The 13,247-nt window shown below is 72.0% G+C and carries 14 protein-coding genes and 1 pseudogene; 10 read left to right on the top strand and 5 right to left on the bottom strand.

All coding sequences use genetic code 11. The features are described from left to right. Positions 1-9: 9 nt before the first annotated feature. Genes VMR86_09705 through VMR86_09695 form a run of 3 tightly spaced genes read left to right on the top strand, consistent with a single transcriptional unit; the run spans position 10 to position 2,182 of the window. Positions 10-1,023 carry a ParB/RepB/Spo0J family partition protein gene (locus VMR86_09705; GenBank protein HTO07315.1) on the top strand — a complete coding sequence of 338 codons (1,014 nt, stop codon included), beginning with the start codon at positions 10-12 and terminating at the stop codon, positions 1,021-1,023. Next, positions 1,020-1,292 (top strand): acylphosphatase, encoded by a 273-nt coding sequence (locus tag VMR86_09700; GenBank protein HTO07314.1) that lies wholly within the window; start codon positions 1,020-1,022, stop codon positions 1,290-1,292. Before VMR86_09705 ends, VMR86_09700 begins: the two co-directional genes overlap by 4 nt. Next, positions 1,292-2,182, top strand: coding sequence for a TIGR01777 family oxidoreductase (locus VMR86_09695; protein HTO07313.1), 891 nt, complete (start codon positions 1,292-1,294; stop codon positions 2,180-2,182). The genes VMR86_09700 and VMR86_09695 overlap by 1 nt, the downstream gene beginning before the upstream one ends. 1 nt (position 2,183) lies before the next feature. On the opposite strand, the gene VMR86_09690 is transcribed toward VMR86_09695, so the two are convergent. Both VMR86_09690 and VMR86_09685 read right to left on the bottom strand, forming a co-directional pair. Next, positions 2,184-2,741, bottom strand: a complete 558-nt coding sequence (locus tag VMR86_09690; GenBank protein HTO07312.1) for a YqgE/AlgH family protein — start codon at positions 2,739-2,741, stop codon at positions 2,184-2,186. Between the two features lie 9 nt (positions 2,742-2,750). Beyond that, entirely contained in the window at positions 2,751-3,860 is a 1,110-nt protein-coding gene (locus tag VMR86_09685) for a serine hydrolase domain-containing protein (GenBank protein ID HTO07311.1), read from the bottom strand. A 40-nt stretch (positions 3,861-3,900) separates the two neighbouring features. Between VMR86_09685 and VMR86_09680 the strand changes: the two genes are divergently transcribed. From VMR86_09680 to VMR86_09660, 5 genes and pseudogenes are all read left to right on the top strand, one after another. Continuing rightward, a complete protein-coding gene (locus VMR86_09680) occupies positions 3,901-4,500 on the top strand; it encodes a DsbA family protein (GenBank protein HTO07310.1) in 600 nt (199 codons plus the stop codon). A gap of 24 nt (positions 4,501-4,524) precedes the next feature. Beyond that, a pseudogene (locus VMR86_09675) lies at positions 4,525-4,779 on the top strand (EthD family reductase). Positions 4,780-4,824: 45 nt separating this feature from the next. Further along, positions 4,825-5,493: a nitroreductase family protein gene (locus VMR86_09670; GenBank protein HTO07309.1), complete on the top strand. Its 669-nt coding sequence runs from the start codon at positions 4,825-4,827 to the stop codon at positions 5,491-5,493. Positions 5,494-5,588: 95 nt separating this feature from the next. Continuing rightward, on the top strand, positions 5,589-6,035 hold the full coding sequence (locus tag VMR86_09665) for a (2Fe-2S)-binding protein (GenBank protein ID HTO07308.1): 447 nt from the start codon (positions 5,589-5,591) through the stop codon (positions 6,033-6,035). Positions 6,036-6,043: 8 nt separating this feature from the next. Next, complete coding sequence (locus VMR86_09660; GenBank protein ID HTO07307.1) at positions 6,044-8,284, top strand: molybdopterin cofactor-binding domain-containing protein; 2,241 nt, start codon at positions 6,044-6,046, stop codon at positions 8,282-8,284. A gap of 9 nt (positions 8,285-8,293) precedes the next feature. On the opposite strand, the gene VMR86_09655 is transcribed toward VMR86_09660, so the two are convergent. Beyond that, positions 8,294-9,046, bottom strand: coding sequence for a glutathione S-transferase family protein (locus VMR86_09655; protein ID HTO07306.1), 753 nt, complete (start codon positions 9,044-9,046; stop codon positions 8,294-8,296). Then, positions 9,043-10,608: an AMP-binding protein gene (locus VMR86_09650; protein ID HTO07305.1), complete on the bottom strand. Its 1,566-nt coding sequence runs from the start codon at positions 10,606-10,608 to the stop codon at positions 9,043-9,045. Before VMR86_09650 ends, VMR86_09655 begins: the two co-directional genes overlap by 4 nt. A 73-nt stretch (positions 10,609-10,681) precedes the next feature. Between VMR86_09650 and VMR86_09645 the strand changes: the two genes are divergently transcribed. Both VMR86_09645 and VMR86_09640 read left to right on the top strand, forming a co-directional pair. Beyond that, entirely contained in the window at positions 10,682-11,986 is a 1,305-nt protein-coding gene (locus tag VMR86_09645) for a M18 family aminopeptidase (GenBank protein HTO07304.1), read from the top strand. Positions 11,987-12,001: 15 nt separating this feature from the next. Further along, the gene (locus VMR86_09640) at positions 12,002-12,958 is read left to right on the top strand and encodes a hypothetical protein (GenBank protein ID HTO07303.1); all 957 of its coding nucleotides are present in this window, start codon (positions 12,002-12,004) and stop codon (positions 12,956-12,958) included. A 4-nt stretch (positions 12,959-12,962) separates the two neighbouring features. Here the strand turns inward: VMR86_09640 and VMR86_09635 are convergent. Then, positions 12,963-13,247, bottom strand: a 285-nt coding sequence (locus VMR86_09635; GenBank protein ID HTO07302.1) for an NAD(P)(+) transhydrogenase (Re/Si-specific) subunit alpha, incomplete at its 5' end; no start/stop codon positions are given.

The raw sequence follows: 13,247 nt of genomic DNA, 5'->3' as shown, positions 1-13,247 counted from the left end.
AATCGCCGCGTGGCGGCCCGAAAGAAGGCGACCGGAGGCAAGAAGAAGGCGGGCGCCGCGCGCAAGCGACTCACGCCCGCGAAGGAGCGCCGCGGGCCCGAGGCCACGGCGGCCCCGCTTCTGCCGGACGCCGCGGAGCTCGGCGAGCTCTCTGCCGCCGTGATCGCCGCCGGTGGCGCGCCGGCCGGCGCCTACCGCGATCCGCTGTCGAGTCATGCGCTGCTGCTCGCGGTGCTGCCGCTCGAGGCGATCGAGCCCACCCCGTTCCAGCGCGATCTCTCGCCCACGCACGTGAAGCGGCTGGCGCAGAAGATCGAGGAGTCGGGGCCGTTCCTCGACCCGGTCATCGCCGTGCGCGGCGGCGGCCGCTTCTGGACGCCCAACGGGAGACACCGGCTCGCGGCGGCGAAGCTCCTCGGCATGCGCGCGATCACCGCGCTCGTGTCGGCCGACGAGGCGCTCGCGTACAAGATCCTCGCGCTCAACACCGAGAAGGCGCACAACACCAAGGACCGCAGCCTCGAAGTGATTCGCATGGCCCAGGCGCTGGCCAAGGAGCGGCCGCGCACGGCGGAGTCGCAGCTCGCGGCCGAGTTCGAGCAGCCCGCGTTCCTGACCCTGGGCCTGTGCTACCAGAGCGCGCCGCGCTTCGCGGGGGGCGCGTACCTGTCGTTCCTGCGCCGGGTGGACCGCTTCTCGGAGAAGTCACTCCCGGCGGCGCTGCGCGAGCGCGCCGGCTACTCGGCGCGCCTGCTCGAGATCGACGCGCGCGTGAAGGAGATCGTGACGGGTCTGCAGGAGCGCGGCTTCCAGTCACCGTATCTGCGCACGCTCGTGGTCGCGCGCATCAACCCGGTGCGCTTCGTGAAGCCGAAGAAGGGCGACTCGGCGCCGCCCATGCCGATCGGGGCGGCGCTCACGCGCATGGCGGCCTCCGCCCGGAAGTTCGACCCGGGCTCGGTGCGCGAGCGCGACCTGGCGCTGGCGGCGGCCATGGGACCGGCCGAGCCCGAGGCGGAATGAAGCGCTTGCGCTGCTGGGTCACGGGGCGGGTGCAGGGCGTGTTCTTCCGCGGTGCGACTCAGGAGCGCATGCGCGAGCTCGGCGTGCGCGGCTGGGTGCGCAACCTGCCCGACGGGCGCGTCGAGGCGCTGGTCGAGGGCGACGACGCGGCGCTCGAGCAGGCGCTCGCGTTCCTGCGCCGCGGTCCGCGCGGCGCGCTCGTGACCGGGGTCGAGGTGGCCGACGCGAGCGCCGGCGAGACACTCGGCGCCTTCGAGATCCGGCGCTGATGGCCCGCATCGCGCTGAGCGGGGCATCCGGCCTGGTCGGTGCGCGCCTGGCCGAGGCGCTGGGCGCCGACGGCCACCGCGTGCTGCGGCTGGTGCGCGGCAGCGCGGCCGAGAACGAGCTCCAGTGGGACCCCGCGCGGGGCCGGCTCGATCCCGCGCGGCTCGCGGGGCTCGATGCGTTCATCCACCTGTCGGGGGAGCGGGTCGCCGGCGTGCGCTGGACCGCCGCGCGCAAGCAGGAGATCGCGGCCAGCCGCGTGGCGTCGACCACGCTCGTGGCCGAGACGATCGCGCGCCTCACGCCGCGGCCGGCGCTGCTCTGTGCCTCGGCGATCGGCTACTACGGCGACCGCGGCGGTGAGTGGCTGGAAGAGACGAGCCCGGCGGGACAGGGCTTCCTGGCCGATGTGTGCGCGCAGTGGGAGCGCGCGTGCGAGCCCGCGCGCGCGGCGGGCGCGCGCGTGGTGAACCTGCGGCTCGGGGTCGTGCTCGATCCGAACGGCGGCGCGCTGGCGCCGCTGGCGCTGCAACACCGCCTCGGGCTCGGCGGGCGCGTCGGGCCCGGCACGCAATGGGTGTCGTGGATCACGAGCGCCGACGTGTGCGCCGCCGCACGACACATCCTGGTGACGCCCGCGCTCGTGGGCGCGGTGAATCTGGTGGCGCCCCAGCCGGTGACCAACGCCGAGCTCTCGAAGGCGCTCGCGCGCGCGCTGCACCGGCCGGCCGTTCTGCCGCTGCCGGCCGCGCTGTTGCGGCTGGCGCTGGGCGAAGCGGCCGACGGCATGCTGCTCGCGAGTCAGCGGGTGCGGCCCGCCAAGCTCCTGGCCAGCGGGTTCCGCTTCCAGGATCCCGAGCTCGAGCCGGCGCTGCGCAAGCTGCTCGCCTGACTCAGTGGACTCCGACGCCCGGCACGAGCGCCCCCGGCTCGATGCCGAGCGAGCGCAGCGCCACGTCCCACATGCGCTCCGCCGGCGTGTCGAACACCAGCTCCGGAGTGACATCGCTCGTGAGCCACGCGCCCTGCGCCAGCTCGCTCTCGAGCTGATGCGCGCCCCAGCCGGCGTAGCCCGCCAGGAAGCGCACGCGGCGCGGCGGGTGCTCGATCAGCGCGCGGAAGTTGTGGGGCGAGGTCGAGAGCGACACGCCGTCGCTCACCTCGAGCGTGCCCTCGCCGGCGACCGCCTGCGTGGGCTCGTGCAACAGCCAGCCGGTCTCGGGACTCACCGGCCCGCCGATCCAGATCACCGCCGACGGATCGCCGCGCCAGCGCATGCCCATGGGAGCGGTCACGTCGATCACCGGTGTCTCGCTCGGCCGGTTGATCACCAGGCCGAACGAGCCCTGGTCGCCGTGCTGCACCATGAGCACCACGGCGCGGGCGAAGTTCGGATCGTCGAGCTGCGGCATGGCGAGGAGGAGGCCCGGCGCGATCGAGTCACCGCTCATGCCCGAAGTCTACTCCGCGACGCGCGCCTGCGCAGCGTCGATCGCGGCGTGCACCGCGTCCGACAGCGCGGTCACGGCTGCGCGGCCCGCGCGCGGCTCGCCCAGCCCGTTCGACAGGATCGCGACCGCGAGGTCGCGGCTCGGGTCCGCGAACGCCGTGTTCACCAGGAAGTGCCCGCCGTGTCCGAACGTGCCCGGCGTCGCGCGCGTGCCGCAGTCATCGAGCGACGGCACCACGTGCTTCAGGTGGAAGCCGAGCCCCCACGGAATGTCGAGCAGGAACGTGCGGTCGCGGATGCCGACTGCGTGCGGGAAGGTGGCGGCGCGCAACATCGCCGCGGACAGGATGCGCCCGTGGGCGCCGCGCCCGCCGGCGAGCAGCGCGCGGTAGAACGCGACCAGGCTGCGCGCGCGCGCGATGCCGCCTCCGCCGGGAATCACCGCGGAGTGTGTGCGCGGGTCGTTCCACCAGTCGGCCTCTGCCTGCGGTGGCGCGCCGCGCACGTCGCGCGTAGTCACGCGCAGCGGTGGCGCGGCCAGCTCCTCGGGCCGGCCCAGCGTGAAGCCGTCGCGCGGAATGCCCAGCGGATCGAGCACGCGCGCGCGCAGTGAGTCGTAGAGCGGCCGTCCGTCGAGCCGCTGCAGCAGCTCGCCGGCCACGAACCAGGCCGACGACGGGTGGTAGCCGCGGTCGGTGCCGGGCTCCCAGGCGGGCGTCATGTCGCACACGAAGCGCAGCGCCTCGTTCCAGTCGCGAGACACCCGCGCCAGCGCCCGCGACAGCTCGGGCGTGTTGTCGGGGAAGCCGCCGCGGTGCGACAAGAGCTGCGCCAGAGTCACCTTGTGCTTGCCGTGCGCGCCGAACTCCGGGATGTGAGTCGCGACGCGCGTGTCGAGCGCGAGCTTGCCCTCGTCGACGGCCTGCAGCAGCGCCACCGCCACGAACGGCTTGGTCGAGCTCCACAAGACGTAAGTCGCGTCGCTCGTGGCGCCCGGCCCGAGCGCGCGCTCGAACACGCGCCGGCCGCGCCAGTCGACGGCGATCTGCAGCGTCGGCCGCAGGCCCGACGCGATCTGGCGCTCCATCTCGGCTTCGAGCGCGGTGAAGTCCGGTTCCACGAAGGCCCGCATGATACGCTGGCCGCAGGGAGGAACCGCCGTGCAGCTTCCGCTCTACTTCGACTACGCGTGTCCGTGGGCGTACCTGGGCTCGCACCGCGCCGAGGCGTATTTCCGCGACCTCGGGGTCGAGATCGACTTCCGGCCGGTGCACCTGCGCCGGCTGGTCGAGCCCGGCGTCGGCAAGCCGCCCGAGCTCGGTCCGCGCAAGACCGCCAACTACGCCAACGACGTGCGTCACTGGGCCGAAGCGCTGGGCGCGCAGATCGACCCGGCCGCGCGCGCCCTGTACAAGAGCGACACACAGCTCGCCCTGCGCTGCGCGCTGGTCGCCAAGGACATGGGCCGCTTCCGCGAGCTGCACTACCCCCTGTACCGCGCGCGCTGGGCCGAGGCCCGCGACCTCTCCGACGAGTCATTGCTCGCGCAGCGCATCCGCGCCGCCGGCCTCGACCCGGACGCGGTTCTAGAGCGCGCGAAGTCGGCCGAGCTCGAGGCGCGACTCACTCGCGACACGGAGGCCGCGGTGGCGCGCGGCGTGTTCGGCGTGCCGACCCTCTTCGTCGGCGACGAGATGTTCTGGGGCAACGATCGCTTCGAGCTGGTGCGTTTCTACGTGTCCAAGGCCGCGCGCGGCTAGTCCGTCACGGCGAAGGAGAACGGCGTGTACAAGGTGGTGGCAGCCTGGTCGCATCCCAAGCCCGCGGACGTGGCGGCGTTCGAGAAACACTACCTCGAGGTCCACGTGCCGCTCGCGCGCGCGGTCCCCGAGCTGCGGCGCATCGTGCTGACGCGCACCGACGCCGGCCTCGAGGGCGGCGCGCCGGTCTTCCACCGGATCGCCGAGATGGCCTTCGACAGCGAGGAGGCGCTCACCCGCAGCAGTCACTCCGCGCCCTGGAAGTCGCTGCGCGAGGACGCGGGCGTGATGATCGGCAAGTTCGGCGTCAAGCTCGACGTGGGCATCGGCTGGGAGGACGCCGCGAGCTTCGGCGGCGGCTTCGACCTCGACGGCGTCGACCGCCTGCTCGCCACGACGCGCGCGGTGCGCAAGCGCCTGGACCTGGCCAAGCCCGTGCCCAGGTCGGTGATCCTGGAGTGCATCCGCCTGTCCCAGCAGGCGCCGACCGGCTCCAACCGCCAGGGCTGGCGCTGGCTCGTGGTGACCGACGCGAAGAAGCGCCAGGCGCTCGCCGAGATCTACAAGCGCGGCGGCGCGCAGTATCTCGAGCAGGCCCTGAAGGCGACACCGCCCGGGGAGGCACAGACCCGGCGCGTATACGACTCCGCGCTCTGGCTGGTCGACCACCTGCACGAGGTGCCGGTGCACGTGATCCCGTGCGCGCTGGGGCGCGTGAACGACTCACTCCCGCTCGGCATGCGCGCAGGCTTCTACGGCTCGATCTACCCCGCGGTCTGGAGCTTCCAGCTCGCTCTGCGCTCGCGCGGGCTGGGCTCGGTGCTGACCACCCTGCACATGAACCGCGAGGAGGAGGCGGCCGAGCTCTTGGGCATCCCCAAGGACGTGACCCAGGTCGGGCTCCTGCCCGTCGCCTACACCAAGGGCATGGACTTCAAGCCCGCCGACCGGCCCGGCGCCGACTCGATCACCTACTTCGAGCGCTGGGGCTGAGTGCCGGAATGCCCGGGTGAACGATCCGGGCCGACGAGACGAAAGCGCTCGATCGGTCTACCGTCCTGGCCAGACCCCAGCGAGTGGAGGGCGCCATGCAGATCCGGGTGAACGGGACCGCGCACGAGCTCGACGTCGAGAGCGAGATGCCGCTGCTCTGGGCGCTGCGCGACCAGCTCGGCCTGACCGGGACCAAGTACGGCTGCGGTGTCTCGTACTGCGGGGCGTGCACGGTGCTCGTCGACGGCAAGGCGGTGCGCAGCTGCGTGCTGCCCGTGGCCGCGGCCGAAGGCCACGAGGTCACCACGATCGAGGGGCTGGCGAGCGGGGGTACACTGCACCGTGTACAGCAGGCCTGGCTCGAGCATCAGGTGCCGCAGTGCGGCTACTGCCAGTCGGGCCAGATCCTGGCGGCGGCCGCGCTGCTCGACGCGAACCCGAAGCCGAGCGACGCCGAGATCGACGCCGCGATGACCAACGTGTGTCGCTGCGGCACCTACGGCCGCATCCGCGCGGCCATCCACGCCGTGGCGCGGGGCTAGGAGGCGCCATGGCACTCACCCGGCGCGCCTTCATCGTCGGCGGGACGCTGGCAGGCGGCGGACTCCTGCTGGGCTACGCCCTGTCTCCTCTGTCGAACCTGAAGCGCGCGCGCTCGCTCGGCGCCGCCGGCGACGAGGTGCTGCTCGCCACCTGGGTGAAGCTCGCCCCCGATGGCACGGTGACCGTGATCGTGCCGCACTCCGAGATGGGCCAGGGCGTGCACACGTCGCTGCCCATGATGCTCGCCGAGGAGCTCGACGCCGACTGGAGCCAGGTGCGCGTGGAGCAGGCGCCGGCGGACCCGGCGTTCGCGAACGGTGCGCTGGCACGCGGCTATCTCTTGGGTGACTACGAGATACCCGCGTCGCTCTCGGGCGCGACCGACTTCGCCACGCGCAAGATCGCCGAGTTCAAGCACGTGCAGATCACCGGCGGGAGTCTCTCGGTGCGCGCGACCGGCATCGCGGGCATGCGCCGGACCGGCGCCGCCGCGCGCTGGATGCTGGTCCAGGCCGCGGCCGCGCAGTGGAAGGTGCCCGCGTCCGAAGTCACCACCGAGAAAGGCCGCCTCTTCCACGCGAAATCGGACCGCTCGGCCGGCTACGGCGAGCTCGCGAGCGCCGCGGCCGCATTCGATCCGCCGGCCGACGTGCCGCTGAAGGCGCGCGAGCGCTACACGATCGTCGGGCAGCCGATCCAGCGCCTCGACCTGCCCTCGAAGGTCGATGGCAGCGCGCGCTACGGCATCGATACCCGGCTTCCGGGCATGCTGTTCGCCGCGGTGCGCGCGAGCCCGGTGTTCGGCGGGCGCGTGACGCGCTTCGACGCGGCGGCGGTCTCGAGCCGGCGCGGCGTGGTGAAGGCGTTCGAGCTCCCGGGTGCGGTCGCCGTCGTGGCCGACAACTACTGGCGCGCCAAGCAGGCGCTCGAGGCGCTGCCCGTCGAGTTCGCGGGCGGCGCCGCGAGTCACTCGTCGGGATCGATCTTCTCCGGCATGGAAGCGGCCTTGAAGGCCGGCGGCCTGCACAAGGACTGGGCGCACGGCGACGCCGACGGCGCGCTGGCCGGCGCCGCGCGCGTGGTCGAGGCGACCTACCGCGTGCCCTATCTCGCCCACGCCTGCATGGAGCCGGTGAACTGCACCGCCTGGTTCCACGACGGCCGGCTCGAGGTCTGGGGCGGCTTCCAGGACGGGCTGGGCGCGCGGGCCAAGGCGGCCGAGCTGTCCGGACTGTCGTTCGAGCGAGTCACTCTGCACCACACCGCGATGGGTGGCGGCTTCGGGCGCCGCGGCCCGACGCTGAACTATCTCGAGCGCGCGATCGACGTCGCCAAGCAGCTCGACCGCCCGGTGAACGTGATCTGGTCGCGCGAAGAGGACATGACTCAGGACAACTACCGCAACGCATCGATCTCGCGCATGCGCGGCGGGCTCGATGCCTCGGGGCGCACGGTCGCCTGGCTGCAGGAGTTCACCGAGAAGCACGATCCCTCCGACGCGAACCACATCGCCTACGGCATCGAGCACCGGGCCGCGCGCTTCGCCTCCGGCACCGACCCGATCCCGTTCGGCCCGTGGCGCAGCGTCGACAACAGCATCCACGGCTTCTTCATCGAGTCGTTCGTGGACGAGCTCGCGGCCGCCGCCCAGCGCGACCCCTATGAATACCGCCGCGAGCTGCTCGCCGGCGCGCCCCGACACCGCGCGGTGTTGGAGGCGGTGGCGAAGCTCTCGGGCTGGGGCGGCCCCACGCCGCCGGGACGCGCCCGAGGCATCTCGCTGAAGGAGGCGTTCGACACGATCGTGGCGCAGGTCGCCGAGGTCTCGGCGGGCGAAGACGGCCGCGTGCGCGTGCACAAGGTGTGGTGCGCGGCGGACCCGGGCGAGGTGGTACACCCGGACGGCATCCGGGCGCAGCTCGAGGGCGGCATCATCTACGGACTCACGGCCGCGCTCTACGGCGAGATCTCGATCCGGGACGGGCGAGTCGTGGAGCAGAACTTCCCCGACTACCCGATGGTGAAGCTGGCCGATGCGCCGGTGATCGAGCTCGCGCTCGTGCCGTCGGGCGCGCACGCGGGCGGCGCGGGCGAGCCCGGCACGCCGCCGATCGCTGCGGCCGTGGCGAACGCGGCCTTCGCGCTCACCGGCCGGCGCCTGCGCGAGCTGCCGCTGCGCAAGCACGACCTGCGCACGCCGCCTAAAGAGTGGAAGCCGGAGCAGGGCGGGAACGAGTCCAGCACCTGACTCCACGAGTCAGAGGCGCATGATCCCCGGGCGCGGCACGCCGGTGTCGTAGGACTCGCGCGTGAGCGGCGCGCCCAGCTCGGCCAACACCTTCCGGTGTTGGGTTGGAGGCGCGCGCAGCATGGCCTCTTCGAACGGCCGTAGGCGCGCCAGCTCGTCGAGCGCGGCCGCGCGCGCCAGGAACGCCGCGGTCTTCGGCCAGCGGGTCTCGTCGAGACGATGGCGGCCGAGCTCCAGGTTGCGGTAGACCGCGGCGATCGTGAGGTCGGGCACGGTCGGCTCCGCGCCGAACAGGAAGCCGCGCTCGGGCAGCTCGCGCTCGAGATACCCGAGCACCTCGGGGATCTCCACCGCCACGGTCTTCTCGATCGCGGCCGGGTCCGGCTTGGCGCCGAACACGAAGCGGTTCACCACCAGCGGATACCAGTACTGCCAGATGAACACGTCGCCCATGCGCGAGTCGGCGTACTCCTCGAGCCAGCGCGCGCGCGCGCGCGCCGCCAGGCCGCGCGGGTAGAGCGCCGGCTCGGGCGTGCGCTCCTCGAGATACTCGCAGATCACCGTGGAGTCCACGAGCGCGAGGTCGCCGTCCAGGAGCACCGGGATGCGCCGCAGCGGCGAGAGCTGCGAGAAGCGCTCGTCGCCCATGAAGGGCGTGATCGGGTCGATCTCGTAGGCGATGCCCTTGCGCTGCAGCACCGCCAGCACCTTGCGCACGTAGGGCGAGAGGTAGCTGCCGACGATCGTGACCGGCCGGGTCATACGATGCGGCTCTCGCGGCCCGCCCAGTACTTCTCGCGCAGCCGGCGCTTGGCCATCTTGCCCGTCTCGGTGCGCGGCACGTCCGACGCGAAGTCGATGGTGCGCGGGCACTTGTAGTGCGCGAGCGCGCTGCGGCAGAACTCGATCAGCTCGCGCTCCAGCGCCGGGCCGGGACTCACTCCGGCCGCGGGCACGACCACCGCCTTCACCTCTTCGCCCAAGTCTTCGTTGGGCACGCCGATCACCGCCACGTCCTGCACCTTGGGGTGCATGATCAGGTGGTTCTCGGTCTCCTGCGGGTAGATGTTCACGCCGCCCGAGATGATCATGTTCGACTGCCGGTCCGTGAGATACACGTAGCCTTCGGCGTCCTTGTAGCCGATGTCGCCGATCGTGAATAGGCTGCCCTTGTAGGTCGACGCGGTCTTGTCCGGATCCTTGTGGTAGGAGAAGCGGGCGCTCGGGTCCGAAGGGGCGTCGAAGTAGATCGCGCCCTCGCGGCCGGGCTCGTCGAACTCCAGGCCGTTCTCGTCCAGCGTGTGCACCACGCCGCCCGCCCAGTGCCGGCCCACGGAGCCCTTGTGAGTCAGCCACTCCTGCGCGCGGATCAGCGTGCCGCCGCCTTCGGTGCCGCCGTAGTACTCCATGATGGCGTCGCCCCACCAGGCGATCATCTGCTCCTTGAGCGGGATCGGGCAGGGCGCGGCCGCGTGGATCGCGACGCGCAGGCTCGATAGATCGGCCTTGTCGCGCACCGACTCGGGCAGGGAGAGGAGGCGCCGGAAATGAGTCGGCACGAACTGCGCCGAGGTCACGCGCTGGTCGGCGATCGTGCGCAGCACCTCTTCCGGCTCGAAGCGGCGCAGCACCACGGCCGTGGCGCCCAAGCGCTGCATCGACGACGTGAAGCCGATCGGCGCCGCGTGATACAGCGGCGCCGGCGTGAGATACACGTCGTTCTCGCTGATCCCGAACAGCATCGCCAGCCCCACCACGCCTGCCATGGTCGACGGGTGACCCGCCGGAAGGCGCGGCAGCGCGCGCCGCACGCCCTTGGGCTTGCCGGTGGTGCCCGACGAGTAGAGCATGACCGAGCCCTCGAGCTCGTCTTCGAGCGGCGCGTCGGCGGGCAGCTCGTCGAGCGCCTCGGCCAGGCTGCGGAAGCCGGGGATCTCGCCGCCGAGCGCGAAGCGGCCCGCGAGCTTGGGCGCGCGCGAAGCCACCCGCGCGGCGAGCTCGCCGAAGCGCGCGTGCGCGAACAGGAGCTTCGCGTCGCAGTTGTCGACGATGTACTGGATCTCGTCCTCCTGCAGGTGCCAGTTCACCGGCGTGAAGTAGAGCCCGACGCGGTGACACGCCCAGTACAGGTCGAAGAACTCGTCGTCGTTCGCGAGATACACCGCGATGCCGTCGCCGGGCTCGAGCCCCGCCTTGCGCAGCAGGTGGCCGATGCGCCGCGAGCGCTGCTCGAGCTGGCCGAAGGTCTCGACTGTCTCGCCGTTGCCGTAGATCAGGGCCGGCTTGTCCGGACTCTTGCGCGCAATTGCGGCCACCGTGGTCATGCTTTTCGCGACTCCCTCGCCGCGCCCCGCGGGCGCGCTGCATTCTACCCGAGGGGCCGCTAACCTCGCGCGCATGCCGGATCCGTCGCGCGACCTGCTCGCGTTCATCGACGCAGCTCCGACGCCCTACCACGCGGTGGCCGAGGTCTCGCGGCGGCTCGCCGAGCGCGGCTTCCGCGCCTGCAGTGAGAGCGAGCTGTGGAGCCTGTCGCCGGGCGACCGCCGCTTCGTGGTGCGCAACGGGGGCAGCCTGCTGGCCTTCCAGGTGGGCGACGAGTCGCCGGTCGAGGGCGGCTTCCGCATCGTGGGCGCGCACAGCGACTCGCCCAACCTGCGCGCCAAGCCGCGCGCCGACGTGTCCGCGCACGGCTACCGGCAGCTGGCCGTGGAGCCCTACGGCGGCGTGCTCCTGCATACCTGGCTCGACCGCGACCTGTCACTGGCCGGGCGAGTCACTCTGCGCGAGCGCGACGGCGCGCGCACCGTGCTGGTCGACTTCGGCCGTCCGCTGCTGCGCATTCCCAGCCTGGCGATCCACCTGAACCGCGAGATCCGCGAGTCGGGCCTGAAGCTGAACCCCGAGACGCAGGCGCTCCCGGTCGTGGGGCTCGAAGGCGCGCCCGGCCTGGCGGCGCTGGTTGCGACCGAGCTGCGCGCGCAGCAGCTCGCCGACGTGGCTCCGGAAGACGTGCTGGCGCACGAGCTCATGCTCTACGACGCGCAGCCCGCCGCCGCGCTGGGCGCCGATGGCGCGTTCCTGGCCGCGCCCCGGCTCGACAACCTGGCCTCGTGTCACGCCGCCACCACGGCGCTGCTCGGCGCGGCGAACGCGCCGCTCGGCCGCGCCACGCGCGCGGTCGTGCTCTACGACCACGAGGAGGTCGGGAGTCAGAGCGCGCAGGGGGCGGCCGGCACGTTCCTGCTCGAGTCACTCGAGCGGATCGTGGGCGCGTTCAAGGGCGGCGAGCCGCAGGGCTTCGCGCGCGCGCGCTCGCGCTCGCTCCTGGTCTCGGCCGACATGGCGCACGGCGTGCACCCGAACTACGCCGAGAAGCACGACGCCGGTCACCGGCCGGTGCTCGGCCGCGGGCCGGTGATCAAGACCAACGTGAATCAGTCCTACGCCAGCGACGCGCGCACCGCCGGCGCGTTCGCCGCGCTGTGCGCCGAGGTCGGCGTGACGCCGCAGCAGTTCACGCCGCGCAACGACGGCCCGTGCGGCTCGACCATCGGGCCGATCAGCGCCGCGCGCACCGGCATTCCCGCGGTCGACGTCGGCAACCCGATGCTCTCCATGCACTCGTGCCGCGAGATGGCGGGCGCGGCCGACGTCGAGCCGATGATCCGCGTGCTGCAGGCCTTCTTCACCGGAGTTTGAGTCACAGGAGTTTCCATGTCCAAGAGACCGTTCGCCTGGCTGTGTGCGCTCACCCTGGCCCTGGGCTCGTGCTCCACGGGCACGTCGCCGCGCGAGATCGCGCAGGACGAGAAGGCGGGCCGGCTCGAGAGCGCCGCCGACAAGCTGCAGAAAGACGTCGACTCCGACCCCAAGGACTTCGACGCGCGCATGAAGCTGGGGCAGCTCTACTACGAGCTCGCGCGCAAGGCGATGGACGAGGGCAAGCAGACCGAGTACGTCGAGTATCTGCGCAAGGCGCAGAACGAGATCCTGGCCGCGGCCAAGCTCGAGCCCACCGACCCCAGCCCGCACACCTGGCTCGGCATCATCACGGCCTACGAAGGCGACTTGAGCGGCTCCGAGACCTCGTTCCGCAACGCGCTGCGGCTGGCGCAGGAAGACCGCTACCGGCAGTACGGCGGGACCTTCTACTCGAACCTGGCCCACATCTGCGTGTACAAGGGCGACCTCGAGGCCGCGCGCCGCTATCTCACCAAGGCGGGCAAGACCCAGGCGCCGCAGGACGAGCTCGACCGCATCTCCATCCTGCTGGCCTGGAAGGAGAACGACATGGTCGAGGCGCGCGACACCTTCAACGGCGCAGTCACTCTGTCGAAGGCCTTCTCCGAGACCTGGGACGGCGCGCCGCTGCCCAGGAAGATGAAGACCTTCGACGACTTCGCGGAGGCCTGCTGCAAGAACCCGACCTGCGGCCCGCACATGGAGAACGCGTGCAAGCGCGAGAAGCAGGCGGTCGCGCGGCGCGAGCTCGACCTGTCGACCGTGAAGGAGCAGCAGGACATCGAGCGCGAGCGCCGCGAGGAGCTGCGCAAGATCTACAAGACCAAGAAGGGCGGCGTCGACATCACCGTCGACGACGATCCGAACGCGGCCAACAACCAGACCCCGGCGCCGGCCCCGGCGCAGCCGAACACGACGCCGAAGAAGTGAGTCGCTAGCCCAGCGCGGCCTTCACGGCCGGATGCACGACCTCGCCGCCGCGAGTCACGAGCGCCCCGGCCGTGACCTCGTCGGCCAGGTCGATCTGCGCCTCGCCCTTCTTCAGCAGGTGCAGCAGGAAGTTCTGGAAGTTCTTCGAGAGCATCTGGCTGGCGTGCAGCGGGATGGTGCTGGGCACGTTGAGCGGCCCGTGCACGTGCACGCCGCCGTGGTCGACGATTTCGCCCGGCCGAGTGAGTGCGCAGTTCCCGCCCTGGTCGGCGGCGAGATCCACCACCAC

This window comes from Myxococcota bacterium, assembly GCA_035498015.1.
Taxonomy (GTDB): Bacteria; Myxococcota_A; UBA9160; order SZUA-336; family SZUA-336; genus VGRW01.
Note: the sequence above shows the minus strand (reverse complement) of the source record. Positions and strands in the feature narration are given on the sequence as shown.